Raw genomic sequence first — 17,652 nt, 5'->3', positions numbered from 1 at the left:
TGTTTCGGTTCGCGCCGATCTGGCTGGCGCATGTGGTCGCGAGCTGGCGTTTAGGACAAAATCCGGCCTGATTGTGCGCATTGCAGGCGCATCTTTCCTGCAGTATGCAGACGCGGGAGCTTGCGGTCAGCATGGGGCGGGCGTTCTACATCGCAGATCGGCGATATTGGCCAGGATGCGCTCGAACAGAGCGCGCGGCACTGCTACCTCCGCCATCTAGAACACAGCATAGCGCGCGTGATGGACAAGCCTCGCACCGATCCGCACCAGCTTTTCGCGAATCGAGGTCAGTGACCAGTGCTCGACCTCCTGCTGCAGCACGAGGGTGCGCAGGAAGTTGGAGAGGTTGTAGGCCAGGCCATGGCGGCAGTTGCTGCCAGCACAGATATCCTTGAGCGCCAAATCCGCCAGCGCGCTCAGGCCCAGCGCGTCATCGAGTTCCCGAAACGCCAGCAGCCCTTTGAAACTCCAGCTTCACACGGCGGCCGAAATCGACCCGCAAAACTCCCGCTTCTGCTTCACCCGCCGCGCGCATCCCCAGACCGCCTCAAAAATACCTCTATCCAATTGATATACCTGCACTACTACCCTCAAAATGTCACCATCTTCTTTCCCTATCTGGGAAATAGGGGATAGGATATTTCAGCAAGCGATGGCCCGCTTTGTAGATACACGGGATTTTCGAGTTGGCTCAATTTGCGATCGACCGATATGATTTCGGTTTAGCCGGTGTCCCTTTGAGGGGGTTTGCCGAAGTCAACAGTTAGCGAGATGCCGCCAGAGGGCGGTTCCTTGCTCCGGTTCACTGATCGATCGGGTTCTAGGTATACGCAATCATCGGCTGCGTAGACAATGGACATGCGAAAGCCAAATTTCTGGACAGCATTCAGTGCGGTAACCTCAAGAAACCTACGAGCGTCTGCATCGAGTGCACCAGTTGCCTCGTCTACTCCTGGATGGATCAGATGCGAGCTATTTCGGGCTATTCGCGCTGATGGCGAACCCTGCCCCAACGCAAACCGTTCACACTGATAAACCGTAGCCGCTAGACGTATCACGACGTAGGGAAAGCCTTGCTCACCACGTGCGCATGCGTCCGCATCAGGCCCTACGCCCGTTAGAGGTCGGATCAAGTTAGCCATGGAGCGGCTCCTTATGGCTAAACTTGGCGTGAGCGCAGCAGATAGCTGCCTGCCCCTTTTCCAATTCGCAGTTTAACGACATCAACATGCATCCTTTCGTTCAGCATCAGCCGTGCGATGAAAGGGAGCAGCGTTGGACGCCCGTTTGGTTGCCATTCAGCCGCATCCCCTTCCAGGTTCCACCTTGCCCGGGCGGGCAGGTTGGCATGAGCAACAGCTCATTTCTTGATGCGCAATCAGCTAAGCCCAATCGTCATCGCTTTACAACCGAAAACAGTTGGAATGTTCGGCGGTAGGGCACGACACATCACTCCTTACCGCCGATATTATGAGCCCAGCTTAGGACCAAAGCGTGCTGCAAAGCGGGGTCCGACCTGCGTGGATTACCGCGAGCGAAGCCGCCTGTTCGAAAATGTGTATGTGGTGGGAGCGTTTGGTACCATCAGGCCGCCAAAGGGGACCCTACGAATTGCCATGCCAGGTTGCCATTCCTCCACCTGCTCTGCCTCTGTATCGTTAGAGTATACCTCAGGGATACACTGGCACGAGACAGATCGAATGTCTCATTAGGATTGACATTGGCATTTTGGACATTTAGCAGTCTTGGTCTTAGAGGCTATTGAGACACATTCACCATGACCACCACGATAGGCTACGCACGGGCCAGCTCTGACGATCAAGACTGCACGATCCAGGAGGAGGCCCTCAAGGATGCAGGCTGCACCATCATCCGGTCAGAGACCAAGAGCGGCACGACCAGGCAAGGACGCGACCAACTCGATACGGTCCTAGAGTTCCTGCGCGAAGGCGACACGCTCGTGGTGACCCGCATCGACCGGCTGGCGCGATCCGTAAAGGACCTTGAGGACATCGTGGAGACCATCAGGGCCAAGGGGGCCTACCTCCAAGCCACAGAGCAACCCATAGACACCTCCACTCCAGCTGGCGTTGCGTTCCTCCAGATGCTTGGGGTGTTCGCCCAGTTCGAGACCGCCCTTCGTAGGGAGCGCCAGATGGAAGGTATCGCCAAGGCCAAGGCCAAGGGCGTCTACAAAGGGCGCAAGCCCTCCGTGCCCGTCGAGGACGTGCGCCGCCTCAAGGAGGAGGGCCTCAACCCGACTCAAATCAGCAGGCAGCTCAAGATCGGAAGAGCGTCGGTCTACCGTGCGCTGGCTGCATAGCGTGGACATGCGCACCAAGGCAGAACGCGACACGGCTATCTGCAAGGCCTATGAGTTTGGCTATGCTCAAGCCGACATCGCAAGAGCATTCGGGCTGAGTTCGAGCCGCGTCGGCCAGATACTGAAGGCCCATGCGGTCTCTAAGAGGAGCGATTGTATTCCGGCGCTGGCTTGGGACGGCGAGCCGATGCGGTTTTAGCCGTCCATGAGGCGTCAGAGGGGCTGCACGAGAGCCGCATTCACCCACAAAGTTGTTCAGGAAATAATCGGGCAGTGGAAATGGCTTGAAGCTGGCCTTCTGGGCCGATTACAGGCAGCTAGGCAAGCTGTACACAGTGGGTCTGTCCTACCTCCACCGCATTGACTATGCGGCCACCCAAGAGACTAAACGACCATCTTGGTTCCATCATTCGAAAGCAAACTGAGTGTCCGAAAACGCAGGCTCGCTAGCTTTTACAGAGCGCGAACGAGCTATTCCGCTGGCGCTTCTGGGTGCCCCGAAGTCACCCCAGGCGACCGCTTTCGTCAATCATCTTCTGGACCATCACATCCTGCCAGCGAGAAGCGCAGCGAGGGCTGAAGGACCGCGCAGGACCGAAAGGCCAAGCAGCGTCGAGAAGCTGACACGCGCAACCGGTGCGCTTATGGCAGACCTGTTCGACCTACAATCTGTTGGGAGCGACGGACGCCAAGTTCCCGCAGGTCTGCATGGCGCATCCAAGGGCAGCTTTAACAAGGAACGCCTCGGGTTTGCCTATGACATCTTCATAAACGTACGAGATGCCCTCAGGGCTGCTGGACTTCTACTCGTCTCGACCGGAAAGCCACGGTGGCATCCAGCGTTCGACAACTTCCTGGTTCGGGGCGGTGATGCCACCACTTACAAGCTGACCGACACGGCCATATCACTGGCGGTATCGTTCGGCATCTCAAGTGCAGACTGGAGTGTCCACTGGCGACGGACAGGCGAACAGCCCATCAAGACTGTTGTCGACGTCCCTCGCCTCGTCTTGCGCAAGAAGAGTGGCCGGGTCGCCGGGAAGAAGAAGGACGTTGAAGATTGGCCGTTCAGTCCCGATGAGCCGAAGGTCCGCTCGATCCTGACAGGCATCGACCAGCTGAATGACTTCCTCGCAGAGCAGGCAGTCGACGGCTTCGCTTTCCTCGGCTTGAGGCGCATTTTCAATAACGGCGACCAGGCTGACTTCGATTGGAACAAAGGTGGCCGCTATTACTCGCTGCCGGGAGGCCACCTGTATGAGGCTTGGGGTGCGGACAAGCGAAGGGCCACGATCCGCTTGAACGGGGAGGCCGTCGAAGAGGTTGACCTTCGAGCTTCCCACCTAACCCTTGTCCACGCGCTTCAGCAGCGGCCCTTCGACCCCCACGATGATCCTTACGCGATCCCAGGATGGCCAAGGGCCGTCGTGAAGGCCTGGGTGTCGCAGGCAATCGGTGCTTCGAACCCAAGACCTCGCCAGTGGTCCAAAGCTGCGCAGGCCGACTACGAGGCCGAGCGCCCTGGACGGTTTCTGAGCGACGAGTTTCCCATTAGCGAGATTGGCGCGTCTGTCACCAGTCGCCATCCGCTTCTTGTAGACTTGAAAACCTGCGGATTCGGCACGCTGGACCTCCAATATCATGAGGCCGAAATCCTCCGTCTCGCTATGGAAGACCTGATGCTAAAGCGGGGTATCGCGGTGCTTCCGATGCACGACGCGATAATCGCTCCGCGATCGAAGCTCGGTGAGGCCCGCGATGCACTGCTACAGGCCTTCGCTGACCAGGTAGAGGGAGTTACGGGACACCCTTCCCTGGTGGCCCCTAAGGTTACCACGAAGGACTAAGCGAACCATAAGGTAACTTGCAGTTCCTGAGGGGCCTACAGCTTCAGTGTGGGGGTGGTAATCATCCACTCCCCCCTGCCACTGTGTCTTTGGGAGACCAAGGAACACGGAAGAAGAACCGAAGGCGCAGAGAGCAATACAGTACGAAAAGTCCGCAGCCTATTCAGTCTGGTAGCGGCCACAATCTTGTGGCATCCACTAGGCCCAACCAGCAGCTAAGGATGGCCCATGGCATCACGCGCTTCAGTCAAAGGGTGCAGTCTCTTGGTTCCTCAGCCGAAGCGCCTCGTTCTCTCCGCCTTAATGCTGGCGAGCTTCGCATGTGTGAGTGTGACTGGCTGCTCGCGACCACTAAGCGGCACTGCCGGACAAACAGGCGCGGGTCGTTTCGAGATCGTACAGATTGGCGGCGATAATGAAGCTGCCCCAGTCATGGTGAAGATGGACACTCAAACTGGGGAGACTTGGCAGCTCTTGCCATTACACCCCCACAAAACAGCTCCGGAGCATGGCTGGCACCCCATACCTCACCTTACGATCGAAAGTAGGGCACCATATTACCCAGGGGATGCCTTGCGGCGATCCGGCGTTCCTACGGATGGCGAAGGTGGATGAGGGGGAAGGCATGGGGGATGATATTCATGAACACGCTGAAGTCATCGAAGCCTACGACGCTTTAGGCTTTGATGGAGAGCCATTCCGGGTGGAGGTCAAGGTCTTGGCTGGCACCTACTATGTCTCCGCAGGAGATATTTATGACAACGAGCCTTTCTCTGAGCTAGGACCAGCCAGAGCCGCTGCACTACATATCGTGGACTGCTACCCGCCCGATGCCGAAGGAACGTACTTAGACCAGAAGCCACGATACAAGCTCGCCCGAACCCATGTGATCCAAGATCCGCCAACTGGGTCTCACCACACAATTCGCATTGAATATGTCAACAGCTTGTCTGCGGCGCACGGGATTACCGACCGAGCAGAAGGCGCACATTCGATCCTCGTTGACGATGTCACTCTAGAGAAGATCCGGCAGGGCAAAGAAGTCAAATTGCTAGGGCAAGGGATCAGGCTCTACGATGAGGGTCCCTTCGAAGACGAGTGGTTCTTCAACAACCCGCCTGGAGCTGTCACGGTCTTTTTGGATACTCTTAACGAGGGAGAACGTGACTGGCTTGAAGCAATCGCCATCTGGATCGATGACGAGCAGCAGCCCAAGCCACCTGGGTACTTCGTTTAGCTGGGCTGAGCGTTGCCACTCGCATACCGCCTCAGCACGAAGTCCCAAACCTGATCGACCTTCACGTCCCACAGGTCCTGCGGGTACGGGTCCTCCGGCAGTTCGTTCAGGCCCACCCTTATGGCCGTCCAGACGCTTCCTCTGGTTTCCTGCCCCCTTACCCAGTCCACGGCGTCCACAAGCCCCTGGAGCTTCTCTAACAGCCCACGAGCCACCTGGACACCCGCAATAACCCCTCGCATTTCCCGTACTGATGTGATTCAGCGTCGGCGAGGAGATAATGCTGATGCAACCATCGAGCCTGTTTTCACTTTCGGAGCACCTGGAGCGACTGAGCCGGGATGGCGATCCACTTGAGGTTTTGGCAGACGCAGTGGACTTCGAGCGTTTCCGCTCCTTGCTGGTAGAGGGGCTGGGATACAGCGATGGTGCGAAGGGCGGCAGGCCGCCGTTCGATCCAGTTTCGATGTTCAAAGTGCTGGTGGTGCAGGCGCAGCACAACCTTTCCGACGCCCGCATGGAGTTCATGATCCGCGACCGGCTTTCGTGGATGCGCTTCTTCGGCTTCGATCTGGGCGGCACGATGCCCGATGAGAACACCATCCGTCACTACCGCAACCGACTGACGACAAGCGGCACGTTCGAAGCGCTGATGCAGGCTTTCGAGCAGCAACTGCGCGAACGCGGCTATCTCGCTATGGGCGGGCAGATCGTGGACGCCACGCTGGTGCCGGCTCCCAAGCAGCGCAATACCGAGGACGAGAAGGCCGCGGTGAAGGCGGGCAGGTCAGCAAAGCAGATCTGGCCAGGCAAGCCGAACAAGGCGCACCAGAAGGATGTCGATGCCCGTTGGACGGTCAAGGTCGGAGGCAAGGTCCGGTACCGCGCCGATGGGACGCCTCTTCCGCAGATCGCCACGCCGGTGTTCGGCTACAAGAGCCATATCAGCATTGATCGACGCTTCGGCTTTATCCGAAAGGGCAAGGTGACCTCGGCGGCGCATAGCGACGGGCGGGAACTGCGCCATGTGATCGATCCGGACAACACGGCTAGCGATGTCTGGGCTGACAGCGCCTATCGCAGCCGAAAGAACGAGACGTGGCTGTCACGGCATATGTTCAAAAGTCGCATCCATCGCCGCAAGCCCAAGGGCAAGCCGATGCCCGAGCAGACATCACGCGCAAATGCCGCCAAGTCAGCGGTCCGCGCCCGCGTCGAGCATGTCTTTGCCCATCAGAAGGGGCGATACGGGCTCTTCATCCGCACCATCGGTTTGGCCCGCGCCCAGGCCAAGCTCACCCTCGCGAACCTGGTCTACAACTTCGACCGCCTGATCTTCCATGAACGACAAGCCGCCACCGGATAGGTGCGTCTGGAAGGCACACGCGAGGCAGAAAATGGCCAGAAGGCAACCGGAAAACTCCCATAATCAGGCGCTCAGGCAGCCACTCTGCTTGCTCAATCTATTATCCCACCGTTTGCGCCGAAAACATGTGGTTGTTGCGGGTGTCCACCTTCTTGACCTCATGCTCCTGCGCTTTGGTGAGCTTCGGTTCTGGCGTGGTGAGAAGATCGAAGATCGCCAGCTCCTCTTCGGTCAGCTCCTCTCTCGCCGCTCTTTGCTCCTCAGCGTCCAAGCTCTTGATGAACGCCTTCAGGCCATCGAAGAACTTCTCTGCGTCGATTGACCCAGCGTTGTAGGCCGCGACCAGCTTCTCCAGCCGCTCGACAAAGCTCACCCGCGTGGGGTTCGACTGAGCCATCTTCTTGGCCTTTTCCTCTGCAGCCTCGCGCATCTTCTCGGTGGCCACCTTGGGGCTTGTCTCGAACAGGTTGGCGAGCTTCTCGAAGTCGATGCCTGAGAGGTCCACACGGCCCTTGGCGGTATCACCCTCGACTATGGGAGTGACTATGGCGACCCCTTCGAGCTTCTCGTCGAGGAGTTGGGCTATCCTGGCTGAGATTGCCGATATGTCGACTGGGCCGAGTTTTGCTCTCACACAGTCAGCGAGAACGTGGAAGGTCGCAACTGGCTTCAGGAATGGTGACGCACGCTCATCAGGCAACAGAGCCTTGTAGGCCCGTGTGACAGCGCCAGCGAGCCTAAGGAACTCCCTGCGGCGATCCTCAGGCGCGACAAGCGCCTCAACCCCATCTCTGATCAGCTTTTGTCTATCGAAACCCTGCGGCGTCTCCATGATTGCATCAGGGTCAAAATCGAGCGGCTCCACGAAGGCCCGCACGGCCCCCAGAGCTGTCTCCAGCTCCTTTACCAGCTCTTCCTTGTCCTTGATCGGGGTCTCGCCATCGCCTCTTCCAGCCGCGTAGACAGCCAGCGCCTTCTGGAGGTTCTGGAAGACGCCCACATAGTCCACGATCACACCAGACGTCTTTCCTTCCGACTTCCGGTTGGCCCTGGCGATGGTCTGCATCAGCGTGTGCGACTTCATCGGCTTGTCGAGGTAGATCGTGCCGATGCTGGGGACGTCGAAGCCAGTGATCCACATGGCGCATACGAAGACCAGGCGAAGCGGATCGTTCTTGTCCTTGAACTTGGTCTCCAGGTCTTCCTTCTGCATCCGCTCGCGGTGCGGGAGGATGTCGAGACCCTTCTGACGCAGATCGTCGACCTCGTTCTGACCTTGGCTCACGACCACGGCCATATCGAGTTCGCGCAGCCAGACCAGCCTCTCGGCGATGGCTGCTCCTTCGGCCTCGTGTGCAGTCTTCAGCCTCTTTTCGTCGGCCTCGATCATCCTGGCGACGGCAGCCTTGACCTTGTCGTGCATCGCAACCGCCGTAGCCTTGTCGATGGCGACGAACATCGCCTTCCCACGATACCCTCGCTGGGCGAAGTGGAGCGCCACATCCTCCGCCACCTTGTCGAGCCGGTCGGGGTTGGTGATGAGCGTGTACTGCCTGCCGAATTGCTGGTTGAGCTTCTTCTCCTGCTCCTCGTCCAGCATCGCCTCGTCGAGCAGCGCGTCTAGCTCCTCCTGCAACTCGTCCGAGTTAAGCTGGAGTTCCGGCTTTCGTCCCTCGTAGAACAGCGGAACGGTCGCTCCGTCCTTCACCGACTGCGCGAAGTCGTAGACCGACACATAGTCCCCGAAGACCTCTTTGGTTCGGCTCTCGTCCCCCTTGATGAGAGGGGTGCCAGTGAACCCGATGAAGGCCGCATTGGGCAGTGCCTTGCGCATGTTGGCCGCAAGCTGGGCGTACTGGCTCCTGTGGGCCTCGTCGGTCATCACGATGATGTCCGAGCGTTCCGAGAGTACCGGCATTGGCTCTTTGTCATCGGTCGAGAACTTCTGGATCAGCGTGAAGACGTAGCGTTCGTTGCCAGCGAGCAAGTCCCTCAGGTGCGCTCGGCTGCCCGCCTGGGCCTGCTGAGTGTCCTTGGTGAGTGCTCCTGCCGTGGCGAACTGACCCGCGATCTGGTCGTCAAGCTCGGTGCGGTCGGTCACGATCACGAAGGTGTAGTTGCCGCCCATGCGCCGCAGGACCTTCTCCGCGAACATCACCATCGACAGGCTCTTGCCCGACCCCTGGGTGTGCCAGAAGACCCCCAGCCGCCCCTCGTTCTCCTCGATGTGACGAACAGCCTCGATCGCCCTGTTGACCCCTAGCACCTGGTGGTAGCGTCCGATGATCTTGATGAGACCGCCCTTCGCCTCGTCGAACAGGACGAAGTTCTCCAGCATGTCGAGGAAGCGGGCAGGCTCGCAGGTGGCCCTGAGCATGGTCTCCAGGCTGGGGTCCTCCGGGCCTCCCTCCTCCAGCCGCTTCCAGGGCGAGAAGAACTGGAACGGCGCGTGACTGCCGCCAATGCGGGTCTCAAGGCCGTTGGAGAGCAGCACGAAGCCGTTGGCGTGAAAGAGCTGGGGGATCGCGTCCTTGTAGTCCCTCAGGTTCTTCTCGTAGGCGTCGGCGAGCGGCTGGGTCGGAGCCTTCCACTCGCACAGCAGCAGCGGCAGGCCATTAACGTAGCCGATCGTGTCGGGGCGGCGTGTGTGGAGGACCCCCTCGATCCAGACCTGGTTGGCAACGAGGAAGTCGTTGTTGGCGGGGTTCTTCCAGTCGATCACGCGGATCAGGACGTCCTCGAACTTGCCCTGATCGTTCTTCACCTCGACCCTGACGCCCTCGCGCAGGAGCCTCAGGACCTCACGGTTGGCGGCGATGGCTTGGAGGGCCGAACGGTCCCGCGTCAGCTCTTCCTCGGCCAGCTTGAGCGCCTCTGCGGGTTTGCCTGGGTTGAGCTTCTGAAGCGCTGCTCGCAGCCGTGCGGGAAGGTGCGGTTCCTTGAGGCTCGTGCGGCCATAGGCATTGTCCGGCCCAGCCACATCGTGGAGCAGGTTCACACGCTCCCAGCCAAGCTCCTCCATCAGCGCCATTGCAGGCTGCTCGACGATGCCGTCCTCGGAGGCGACCAGTCCAGAGAGCGAAGGAGCCATTAGGCTTCGAGCAACGCCTCGCCAGATGTGAGAATGTCTTCCATCACCCGGCGTCCTGTCACCGTCAGCCTTAGGTACTTACGACGGTTGTCGGAAGGATCGGTTTCACGCATCAGCCAACCGAGCGCCTGTTGCCGCTTGCTCTCTCTGCCTTCTTCACCAAGGAAGACCTTGTAGGTCGTATGCAGGCTTCGGCTCATCACCCCGCCATGCTTCTCCTTGATCTCGGTGAACGTTGCTGGGCGTCCAGAAAGGTCTGCGATTGCAGCTTCAAGGAAGAAAACGGACTGGCTCAATGTCAGCCGTTCAGGAGCATGTTCAGCAAGACGGATCAGAAAGCCTGACCAGTCTTTGAGTTCCCTGAGTGAGTTCATCAGCTTCAAATGGTTCATTATGCCGCCTCCTCCACTATTGACTTTGCGGCTGAACCAAAGTTGCTGTCGCGGCTGTGCGCCTCCCTGATAGCGTTACAATATCTCCTCGCCAGTTCGCCGCCGATACGCTGCATATCATCTTCGAGCAGTGTGATCTGGCCCTTCCATTTCCGACGCTTTCCGCCTTCCTCATAGAACCTCGCACAAGAAAACGTGAAACCTACAAGGCTGCCCCCCACGTTAATCGGCTCGATATTCCTCATGTCTCCATGGGCGGTTGCGTTTCTGAGACCGATGAGTGCATCAGCGACATTTTGGTTCTCGAAGTTCACTGACTTAGGGAGTGCTATTCGACAGCCTGAACGGAATACGATGCGCTCGACACCCTCTGCTGGAAACCTCCAGTCCTCATGAAGGACGTTCTTCTTGGCCAACTTCCCAAATAGAGCCAACGCTGCCTTGTCTGCGCTACGGACGGCGTACTTCGGCTTAATCCGAGTATGCTGCATGACCCAGCAAAGGATCGCGGTGAACAACGCGTAGGTTTCAGAGATTTCAAAACTATCCTTGGGATTGAGGAGCATCACTCTCATTCTTCCCACAATGGTCCAGTCTAAGTGGTCTCTGGTGATCTCTGTCATGCAGCGTTCTCCAGTTGGCGTTCGGCAGCCTCGACGGAGAGCTGGCCGGAGATTAGGCGGGGGAGCAGGAGGTCGCGGGCGGCTGTGAGCTTCTCGTTCGCTTTCTGAAGAACCGCAGCTTGCTCAACCATGGGCATGACCACACCCTCGAACTGCTGGCTCAAATGAGCACTGGGCATCGCGCAGGGGTAGTTTGCCAGGACCTTCGAGTTGGCCCTCGGCATCTTTGTTCCGTTCGACGTCTGCACTGAGTGCGCCACGAAAGCATCACTGCTCGCGATCTGAAGCGCCCTTGCTGCTAAGCGTGGGTCGGGCCGCCAGATAATGGCGTCAGTCGAAGCAATGCCATCGAACGGTGCCCAAACGACCTTGTGGAAGTAAGGGCGTATCTTACCAAACAGAATGTCACCGCGACGAAAACGGGCCTTGGTACTGTCTACGTCTGTTGCCGCCCCACAATTGTTCAGGGTTGTCGAACGGCGGGGTAAATGCTCCAGGCCAACGTACGGCGTCTCAGCGTCGACTGAGGAAGGTGAGAGAGTTTCGCGGACCTCCGGCGCGATCTTCGAGAACGTGCCCCACTCCCACCCTTCAGGCAGCGGGCCACCGGGGGTATCGACGATGGGTACATCCTCGTGGCCAGGGAAGCGAAAGCGGACGAACCACTCCTCGAACAGCCCCCGCGCCATCTCCTCCAGCACCGCCACCCGCCGCCGGTTGACCTCAATAAGGTCGTCATAGGCTCCGAGAATCGCTGCAATGCGCCGTTGGGTTTCTAGGGGTGGAAGTAAAACAGGTAACGAGCGAAGGATGCCAAGGTTTATAAGCGGGATCGATGAACCCGTATTAGCCTGCTCTATATGTGCACGCATTGAAGGCTGAGTGAACCAGTAGAATAGGAACTTTGGATCGCACCTCTCTGTATCGGGTCTGAGACGAAGCTGCTTGTTGCTAATGATATAGAGTGGATACTTGGAGGTGGGGGGTATCAGACCAACTTGACCAATGGTTCCGGCTGCCGTGAAAACAATATCTCCAGGAACTGCCTGACAGTTGCGAAACTCCTCAGCTTTCTCAGCGGTTAAGAAAACAAAGCCCTCGTCTCGAAAATAGACTTCCCCAAACGATAAGTTGCTACCACGAATAACTGGAACGCCATCCTCCACGAAGAAGCGACGGCCGATACTCGACCCAAAAGGTCCGGAAACAATCGAGCGTGGTTCAGTTGAGGCAATGTCTTGAGCGGTCGTCCTGATCCATTGATCTGGCGTTGTGGTGGTGGCCATGACTATATTTCCAGTACCTTAGCCACGCTCTTAGCGATGGTATCTTGAAGCCGAGCAGCTTCTGCGTTCAGCACCTCAAGCTCTTCCTGCAGACCCTCCAGCCTCTCTTTGAAGTCGACATCGTCCATCTGCTCTCCAGCCGCCACACCGACATAGCGGCCAGGATTGAGACTCCAGTCCTGAGCCTCGATATCCGACCGGCTGGCGACCTTGCAGAGGGCGGGAATGTCCCTAAAGCCCTCTTCACCGAAGGTCTTGGCCATCAGGTCAGCACTGCCCTGCTCGGTCTCCACCTGCTCGCCGCGCCACAGCCGCACGATGTTGCCGATGAACTCGATCTGCTCTGGCGTGTACTCTCGGTGCGCCCTGGTCACCTGTTGGAAGATGTGTCGTGCATCGATGAACAGCACCTCGTCGGCCCGCTCGCCTTTCGCCTTCGCCTTGTCGAGGAACCACAGGGTCACCGGCAGGGTTACCGTGAAGAACATGTTGGGCGAGGTGGAGATGATGACGTCGACCGATCCCGACTGCACCAGCTTCTTGCGTAGCTCACGCTCCGATCCGCCTGCATCTGAGGCCGAGTTGGCCATGACGAACCCCGCACGACCCGTATCGTTCAGCGCCGCATGGAAGAGACCGACCCACAGGTAGTTCGCGTTGTTGACCGTGGGGATGCCGAGCGAGAACCGAGCGTCCACAGTGCCCGCGTCATTGACCAGCCGCTCAGTGTCCACCTGGGACTGGTTGAACGGAGGGTTCGCCATGACGAAGTCGAACTTGCCGACCATCTGGTGCGGGTCTTCATAGTAGCTGTTGGCCACCACGATGTCCCCCGACAGCCCATGGACCGCGAGGTTGAGGCGGCACAGCTTCTGGGTGTCCTCCATCTTCTCGATCCCGTAGACGCTCAGCTCGCGGCTGGGGGTCTTGTGGTGGCGCTTCACGAAGTCGGCGGAGTGGACGAACATCCCGCCAGAGCCGCAGGCCGGATCGAGGATTTTCCCGTGGTACGGCTCGATCACCTCGACGATCAGCTTCACGATGGAGGATGGGGTGAAGTACTCGCCACCCTTCTGCATGTAGGCCGAGGCGAACTCGCCCATGAAGTACTCGAAGATCACCCCATAGGCATCGCCGCCAATGTCGAGCGGCTGGAGGATACGCAGAAGTTCCCTCAGGACCTTGTCAGGCAGCGATCCGTAGCCTTGAGGCATGACCCCTGCGAGGTCGGGATTGTTCTCCGTGATGCCCTTCATGGCCTCGTTGAGAGCCTCGGCGAGGTCCTCGGTCTCCGGCAAGGAGAGGAGATAGGAGAAGCGGGCATTGTCGGGCAGGTAGACTGCGCCGTGGCCGTGGTAGTCCAGCGGGGTTGGTTTGAGGCGTCCGGTGAAGGTCTCTGCCAGCTCGGCGTGGACCAGATCGAACTTCGCCTCCATCTGCCTGAGCGCGATCAGGGCAAGCACTGGCTGGGCGTACTGGTCAGGCCGCAGCGCCGTGTTGGTCCAAAGCTGGTTCGCAGCCTGGAAGAGCCTCCGCGACAGGTCCTGAAGATCAACGGCCAATGTGAATTTTCCCTCTGGTCAAGAACTTGGGTGAAACAATAGCGGGCGAGCGCATGGTGGCCAAATGGAAAAACACGGGTGTTAGGCCGACAGGCCATAGACCGATAGGCGGGCAAACTATTAGGGTCTGGCCGCAAGGAGGAAGAGTAATGATTGATGATCGAGACACTGAGCGGGCGTATGTCGATGAAGATAACTACTTTGCCCTCACGCAGGCTGTCTCCGAGTGGCTCGATCAGGTTCTGGAAGATAACGCAATCGCAATTCTTCGGTCACTGAACCGTTCGAGCCTGTGTGATATTGGAGATTTCACGAACGAGCTTGCGGATTGGCCCTACGCTGGGGACCCCAACGTGACCGAAACGGCGTTTGTCATGTTCTGGGCGTTCCAAGGAGATGATCGCATGCATAGCCTGCAGAACCACTTTCGAAACTTCTTGGAGAGGGTCGCTAGGCAGCACCTCGACCGTTGGCCGGAACCCGAAAAAGCACTCTTCATTGAGGCGTGCTCCCTTGATGACGAGCAAAGACCGATTGATCGATTGGAAAGCGAAAAGCGCGAGGCAGCTATTCACACTCTCTTGGAGAAACTGGAAGAGATACTGTCGGACCATGACGCCGACGTCCTGTTAGAAGACTGACAGAGGGTTTCCCGAAATTCGGCGTTTTGCCCCCGTCGATGGGAATACTTTCACCTTCCTAGGTCAAATGATCGGCCCCTGCGATTTGTCGGCCATCGGTCCTAGTTTCGGGCAACGTTTCCGACTTGCGCCTCATGCCAAAACGGTACAATGAGACGGTACAAAACCCATCATCGACATGGAGCGAAATGGCGGATTTCTGGGCTTTTTGAGTGCTAGAGGCCGCTTCACGTAAGCGGCACCAGAGCTTCTTCCAAAATCGTCCCGAAACCGTTGATTTTCAGCGGTTTTTGGGGTATTCGTAACTTTCTGATGTTCCTGTTTTGTCCCGCTTCATGCCCCCACGTCTATCACCATTTGGGGGCATGAAAGGGGGCATAACGCCAGCCAGAAAGGTCATGCCCCCAAATGCCAATTTTATCACAAGAAATCAGCAGGTTGCGACCGAAACGCATGCCATTTCGGAAAACCGACTCAAAAGGCCTCTATTTGGAGGTGTTTCCGAACGGATCGAAGCTCTGGCGCTACAAGTTTCGTATTGCTGGAAAGGAAAAGCGCATGGCCCTGGGAGCCTGGCCGGACATCTCCTTGGCCGATGCGCGCAAGCGGAGGGACGTCGCACGGCTCAAGGTTCTCGACGGTAACGATCCTACTTTGGAGCGCAAGCGGGCCAAGCGTCTCGCTCGCATGAATGCTGGCAACAGTTTCAAGAGCGTTGCAGAAGACTTCATCAAGGTCCGAATGGAAAACAGCGGGAAGGCTCCCGCAACTATTCGCAAAGCGCGCTGGTATGTCTCACTTCTAGTGCCTTCTATCGGGGCACGACCGATCAACGACATCGAGCCAATCGAGGTGCTCGAAGCGCTCAAGAAAATCGAACGCAAGGGCCATAGAGAGTCGGCCAACCGGACCCGCGCCTTGGCCAGCAGAGTGTTCCGGCACGGAATCGTCTGCGCACTCTGCAAGAGTGATCCAGCGGCTCACCTCGGAGACGCATTGGCCTCTCCCGTCGTAACCCATCGGGCAGCCATCCTCGACCCCATAAAGTTCGGCCAGTTACTTCGCGACATCGATGAGTACACCGGCACCCCCTTAGTACGCATCGCAATGCAGATATTGCCCCACATAATGACCCGCCCTGGCGAGATGCGGTTAGGGAAGTGGTCCGAAATCGATTGGGGACAGAAGATTTGGAATATCCCGGCAGAGCGAACAAAACTGCGGCGCCTCCACGCGGTGCCCTTGTCGGAACAGGTGATGCTCCTGCTACGCGAGCTGCACTGTCACACGGGCGGCTTCGAGAAGATGTTCCCTGCCCAGCAATCGCACCTGAAGTACATGAGTGAAAACTCAATCAATCAGGCGCTGCGCCGAATGGGCTACGGTCCCGATCTGGTGACCGCACACGGCTTTCGATCAACCGCTTCGACCTTTCTGAACGAAAGCGGGAAGTGGCACCCCGACGCTATCGAGCGATCCCTCGCACACGGTGACAGCAACGCCATAAGAGGCATCTATAATCGTGGCAATTACTGGGATGAACGTGTGCAGATGGCCCAATGGTGGAGCGACTATCTTGACGAGCTCCGCTCAGGACGAAAAATCGTCATTGGCGATTTTGCAAAGGGTTGATCTGGCATTTGAATTTTTCTCAGTTAGCGCAGGACTGAACGCTTAGGACAAGCCCGATCAAGTACACAGTCGCCACAAAGCCGAACTCAATTCTGATGCCCCAGATCCGAAGCCAATTCCGCATCGTGCCGGACCTCAGTTCGTAGAGCTTTGGAAGCTAAGTTGATCGAAGCGCTCAGCGACAGTCTTCCACGTCGCTATGCCTGCTTCGTCGCCTTCATTGCATAGCCGCTGGATTTGCTGCGCAATATACGCGGCTCCCTGTTCGCCATGGTTCTTTTCGACCCAGAGTGCGACGGCCCACAATTCCTGGTCGCGGTTCAGCACCATGGTTCGCGTCTCCCGGTCCAGGTTCGGGCCAGGCCTTCGCTGACCAACTGATCGCCAAGCGAGCGACCGCCGCGCGTAACAACCCGCAATTTGCGACCGTACTGATCCTCATCTCTGCTCTCGATAGTCCTCAGTTCAAAAGGCCCTTCATTGAGCAATTCGACCAGGCGGTGCGTAGCGCGCATGCCTCGTTGGTACTCGTAGTCACAGCTTGGCTTGCCAATTTCTGGCGCGTCGATGTCGGCAATACGAATCTTGGTTCCATCGAGCCAGAATGTATCGCCATCCACAACACATGTTCGCCTGACTCTGCCGCAGATAGCGAACTGTGGCACGCTTGCTGGTCGGAATAGAACTTGGGGCTGTTGTTCAATGCTGGCGGGTCTCGCTTCCCCGACTGGCCAGTTGAGTGCCAGCATCCCTGCTGCAAACACTATCGAGAATCCCCCTAAACCCAAGATGATCTCCTTGCCTAGCTTGTTGCGCTTCCTAGCTAGGAACGCTGTGCGGAAGTCGAGCGGGTCGTTCGGTTCTTCAGACATTGACGCGAACTCACCTCGATACGGTTGGGATCAGCACATGATACCCAGAAATCAGAAGAATTCGTCAATGGGATGTTTCAAGCACAGACCATCTGGTAAGCACCGACCGGACATACTGTGGGGTCTCACCATTATTCGGAATGCCGCGTGATCGGGAGACGGCACCTGGGCCAGCATTGTAAGCTGCCAAGGCTAGGTGGACCGCGTCGAACCGGTCCAACATATCGCGAAGGTACCTGGCGCCACCGTCGATCGATGCAAGAGGGTCATGACGGTTACGGACGCCCAGTTCTCGCGCCGTGGCCGGCATAAGCTGAGCCAGCCCGGCAGCACCAGCTGGACTCACAGCCATCGGATTGAAGCGGGATTCAGCCCAGATGAGAGCCCGAAGCAGGTTGGTCGGAAGCCCGTACCGGCGCTCGGCCTCGGCTATTGCCGCCATATACAGGCGTTCCCGATAGGATACGTCTGCTGGCCCGGCTTGGTAGATTGCAGGTAGATATTGCCTTGCCGGCTGCTGGTCCGTCTTCGGTGGAACGATCGCGTGCTCGAACAAGGTGAAATCCTGGGCGCGGACTTGCTGTGAGGAGGTCGCGATCATTCCCAAACAGGCGACCGCTGTCGCTGTCAGACGATTGAGGCAGGTCATCTTGATTGGTGCTCCATTGCTTCGAATCGAAATAGAACATAAAAAGAACATACGCGTGTAGGAAAGCGGCAATTGTCAGCCTTGGGGAGAGAAGAGTGGGCCAATCGAGGGGGCACCTCACAAGCTAAGGA

Annotated in this window: 15 protein-coding genes, 1 pseudogene and 1 riboswitch; of the genes and pseudogenes, 6 read left to right on the top strand and 10 right to left on the bottom strand. The window is 58.0% G+C overall.

The features are described 5' to 3' along the window. Positions 1-126 precede the first annotated feature (126 nt). Positions 127-363: pseudogene (locus AABA34_RS15910) on the bottom strand (transposase); the annotation flags it as partial. Positions 364-1,277: 914 nt separating this feature from the next. Then, a riboswitch (SAM-I-IV-variant riboswitch) is annotated at positions 1,278-1,379 on the bottom strand. Positions 1,380-1,777: 398 nt separating this feature from the next. Between AABA34_RS15910 and AABA34_RS15905 the strand changes: the two are divergent. The 3 genes from AABA34_RS15905 to AABA34_RS15895 all read left to right on the top strand — a co-directional run bounded on the left by AABA34_RS15905 (position 1,778) and on the right by AABA34_RS15895 (position 5,407). Further along, complete coding sequence (locus AABA34_RS15905; protein WP_338303343.1) at positions 1,778-2,323, top strand: recombinase family protein; 546 nt, start codon at positions 1,778-1,780, stop codon at positions 2,321-2,323. Between the two features lie 644 nt (positions 2,324-2,967). After that, a complete protein-coding gene (locus tag AABA34_RS15900; protein WP_338303342.1) occupies positions 2,968-4,170 on the top strand; it encodes a hypothetical protein in 1,203 nt (400 codons plus the stop codon). A 508-nt stretch (positions 4,171-4,678) separates the two neighbouring features. After that, positions 4,679-5,407 carry a hypothetical protein gene (locus AABA34_RS15895; RefSeq protein WP_338303341.1) on the top strand — a complete coding sequence of 243 codons (729 nt, stop codon included), beginning with the start codon at positions 4,679-4,681 and terminating at the stop codon, positions 5,405-5,407. On the opposite strand, the gene AABA34_RS15890 is transcribed toward AABA34_RS15895, so the two are convergent. Further along, positions 5,404-5,577 (bottom strand): hypothetical protein, encoded by a 174-nt coding sequence (locus tag AABA34_RS15890; RefSeq protein ID WP_338303340.1) that lies wholly within the window; start codon positions 5,575-5,577, stop codon positions 5,404-5,406. The genes AABA34_RS15895 and AABA34_RS15890 overlap by 4 nt on opposite strands. Before the next feature lie 110 nt (positions 5,578-5,687). Between AABA34_RS15890 and AABA34_RS15885 the strand changes: the two genes are divergently transcribed. Then, complete coding sequence (locus AABA34_RS15885) at positions 5,688-6,773, top strand: IS5 family transposase (RefSeq protein ID WP_338303289.1); 1,086 nt, start codon at positions 5,688-5,690, stop codon at positions 6,771-6,773. 100 nt (positions 6,774-6,873) lie between these two features. Here the strand turns inward: AABA34_RS15885 and AABA34_RS15880 are convergent, their stop codons facing one another. From AABA34_RS15880 to AABA34_RS15860, 5 genes are read right to left on the bottom strand one after another with little or no spacing between them, the layout of a single operon-like run. Next, the gene (locus AABA34_RS15880) at positions 6,874-9,864 is read right to left on the bottom strand and encodes a type I restriction endonuclease subunit R (RefSeq protein WP_338303339.1); all 2,991 of its coding nucleotides are present in this window, start codon (positions 9,862-9,864) and stop codon (positions 6,874-6,876) included. Next, positions 9,864-10,256 carry a hypothetical protein gene (locus tag AABA34_RS15875; protein ID WP_338303338.1) on the bottom strand — a complete coding sequence of 131 codons (393 nt, stop codon included), beginning with the start codon at positions 10,254-10,256 and terminating at the stop codon, positions 9,864-9,866. The genes AABA34_RS15880 and AABA34_RS15875 overlap by 1 nt, the downstream gene beginning before the upstream one ends. Next, the gene (locus AABA34_RS15870) at positions 10,256-10,879 is read right to left on the bottom strand and encodes a hypothetical protein (RefSeq protein WP_338303337.1); all 624 of its coding nucleotides are present in this window, start codon (positions 10,877-10,879) and stop codon (positions 10,256-10,258) included. Before AABA34_RS15870 ends, AABA34_RS15875 begins: the two co-directional genes overlap by 1 nt. Beyond that, positions 10,876-12,165 carry a restriction endonuclease subunit S gene (locus AABA34_RS15865; protein WP_338303336.1) on the bottom strand — a complete coding sequence of 430 codons (1,290 nt, stop codon included), beginning with the start codon at positions 12,163-12,165 and terminating at the stop codon, positions 10,876-10,878. Before AABA34_RS15865 ends, AABA34_RS15870 begins: the two co-directional genes overlap by 4 nt. A gap of 2 nt (positions 12,166-12,167) precedes the next feature. After that, entirely contained in the window at positions 12,168-13,727 is a 1,560-nt protein-coding gene (locus tag AABA34_RS15860; RefSeq protein WP_338303335.1) for a type I restriction-modification system subunit M, read from the bottom strand. 149 nt (positions 13,728-13,876) lie between these two features. Between AABA34_RS15860 and AABA34_RS15855 the strand changes: the two genes are divergently transcribed. Both AABA34_RS15855 and AABA34_RS15850 read left to right on the top strand, forming a co-directional pair. Continuing rightward, a complete protein-coding gene (locus tag AABA34_RS15855) occupies positions 13,877-14,368 on the top strand; it encodes a hypothetical protein (protein WP_338303334.1) in 492 nt (163 codons plus the stop codon). A 453-nt stretch (positions 14,369-14,821) separates the two neighbouring features. Beyond that, positions 14,822-16,000 carry a tyrosine-type recombinase/integrase gene (locus AABA34_RS15850; protein WP_338303333.1) on the top strand — a complete coding sequence of 393 codons (1,179 nt, stop codon included), beginning with the start codon at positions 14,822-14,824 and terminating at the stop codon, positions 15,998-16,000. Between the two features lie 135 nt (positions 16,001-16,135). Here AABA34_RS15850 and AABA34_RS15845 read toward each other — a convergent pair whose 3' ends face one another. The 3 genes from AABA34_RS15845 to AABA34_RS15835 all read right to left on the bottom strand — a co-directional run bounded on the left by AABA34_RS15845 (position 16,136) and on the right by AABA34_RS15835 (position 17,521). Beyond that, positions 16,136-16,330: a DUF6961 family protein gene (locus tag AABA34_RS15845; protein ID WP_338303332.1), complete on the bottom strand. Its 195-nt coding sequence runs from the start codon at positions 16,328-16,330 to the stop codon at positions 16,136-16,138. Beyond that, the gene (locus tag AABA34_RS15840; protein ID WP_338303330.1) at positions 16,321-16,872 is read right to left on the bottom strand and encodes a thermonuclease family protein; all 552 of its coding nucleotides are present in this window, start codon (positions 16,870-16,872) and stop codon (positions 16,321-16,323) included. Before AABA34_RS15840 ends, AABA34_RS15845 begins: the two co-directional genes overlap by 10 nt. 64 nt (positions 16,873-16,936) lie before the next feature. Next, on the bottom strand, positions 16,937-17,521 hold the full coding sequence (locus AABA34_RS15835) for a lytic transglycosylase domain-containing protein (RefSeq protein WP_338304756.1): 585 nt from the start codon (positions 17,519-17,521) through the stop codon (positions 16,937-16,939). Between the last annotated feature and the right edge of the window lie 131 nt (positions 17,522-17,652).

The sequence above is a fragment of the Erythrobacter sp. Dej080120_24 genome, from assembly GCF_036322605.1.
In the GTDB taxonomy this organism is placed as follows: Bacteria; Pseudomonadota; Alphaproteobacteria; order Sphingomonadales; family Sphingomonadaceae; genus Erythrobacter; species Erythrobacter aurantius.
Note: the sequence above shows the minus strand (reverse complement) of the source record. Positions and strands in the feature narration are given on the sequence as shown.

Coding starts and splice junctions, on each gene's coding strand:
- AABA34_RS15905 (WP_338303343.1), top strand. CDS start 1,778: ATGACCACCACGATAGGCTACGCACGGGCCAGCTCTGACGATCAAGAC.
- AABA34_RS15900 (WP_338303342.1), top strand. CDS start 2,968: ATGGCAGACCTGTTCGACCTACAATCTGTTGGGAGCGACGGACGCCAA.
- AABA34_RS15895 (WP_338303341.1), top strand. CDS start 4,679: ATGGCTGGCACCCCATACCTCACCTTACGATCGAAAGTAGGGCACCAT.
- AABA34_RS15885 (WP_338303289.1), top strand. CDS start 5,688: ATGCTGATGCAACCATCGAGCCTGTTTTCACTTTCGGAGCACCTGGAG.
- AABA34_RS15880 (WP_338303339.1), bottom strand. CDS start 9,864: ATGGCTCCTTCGCTCTCTGGACTGGTCGCCTCCGAGGACGGCATCGTC.
- AABA34_RS15875 (WP_338303338.1), bottom strand. CDS start 10,256: ATGAACCATTTGAAGCTGATGAACTCACTCAGGGAACTCAAAGACTGG.
- AABA34_RS15870 (WP_338303337.1), bottom strand. CDS start 10,879: ATGACAGAGATCACCAGAGACCACTTAGACTGGACCATTGTGGGAAGA.
- AABA34_RS15865 (WP_338303336.1), bottom strand. CDS start 12,165: ATGGCCACCACCACAACGCCAGATCAATGGATCAGGACGACCGCTCAA.
- AABA34_RS15855 (WP_338303334.1), top strand. CDS start 13,877: ATGATTGATGATCGAGACACTGAGCGGGCGTATGTCGATGAAGATAAC.
- AABA34_RS15850 (WP_338303333.1), top strand. CDS start 14,822: ATGCCATTTCGGAAAACCGACTCAAAAGGCCTCTATTTGGAGGTGTTT.
- AABA34_RS15845 (WP_338303332.1), bottom strand. CDS start 16,330: ATGGTGCTGAACCGCGACCAGGAATTGTGGGCCGTCGCACTCTGGGTC.
- AABA34_RS15840 (WP_338303330.1), bottom strand. CDS start 16,872: ATGTCTGAAGAACCGAACGACCCGCTCGACTTCCGCACAGCGTTCCTA.
- AABA34_RS15835 (WP_338304756.1), bottom strand. CDS start 17,521: ATGACCTGCCTCAATCGTCTGACAGCGACAGCGGTCGCCTGTTTGGGA.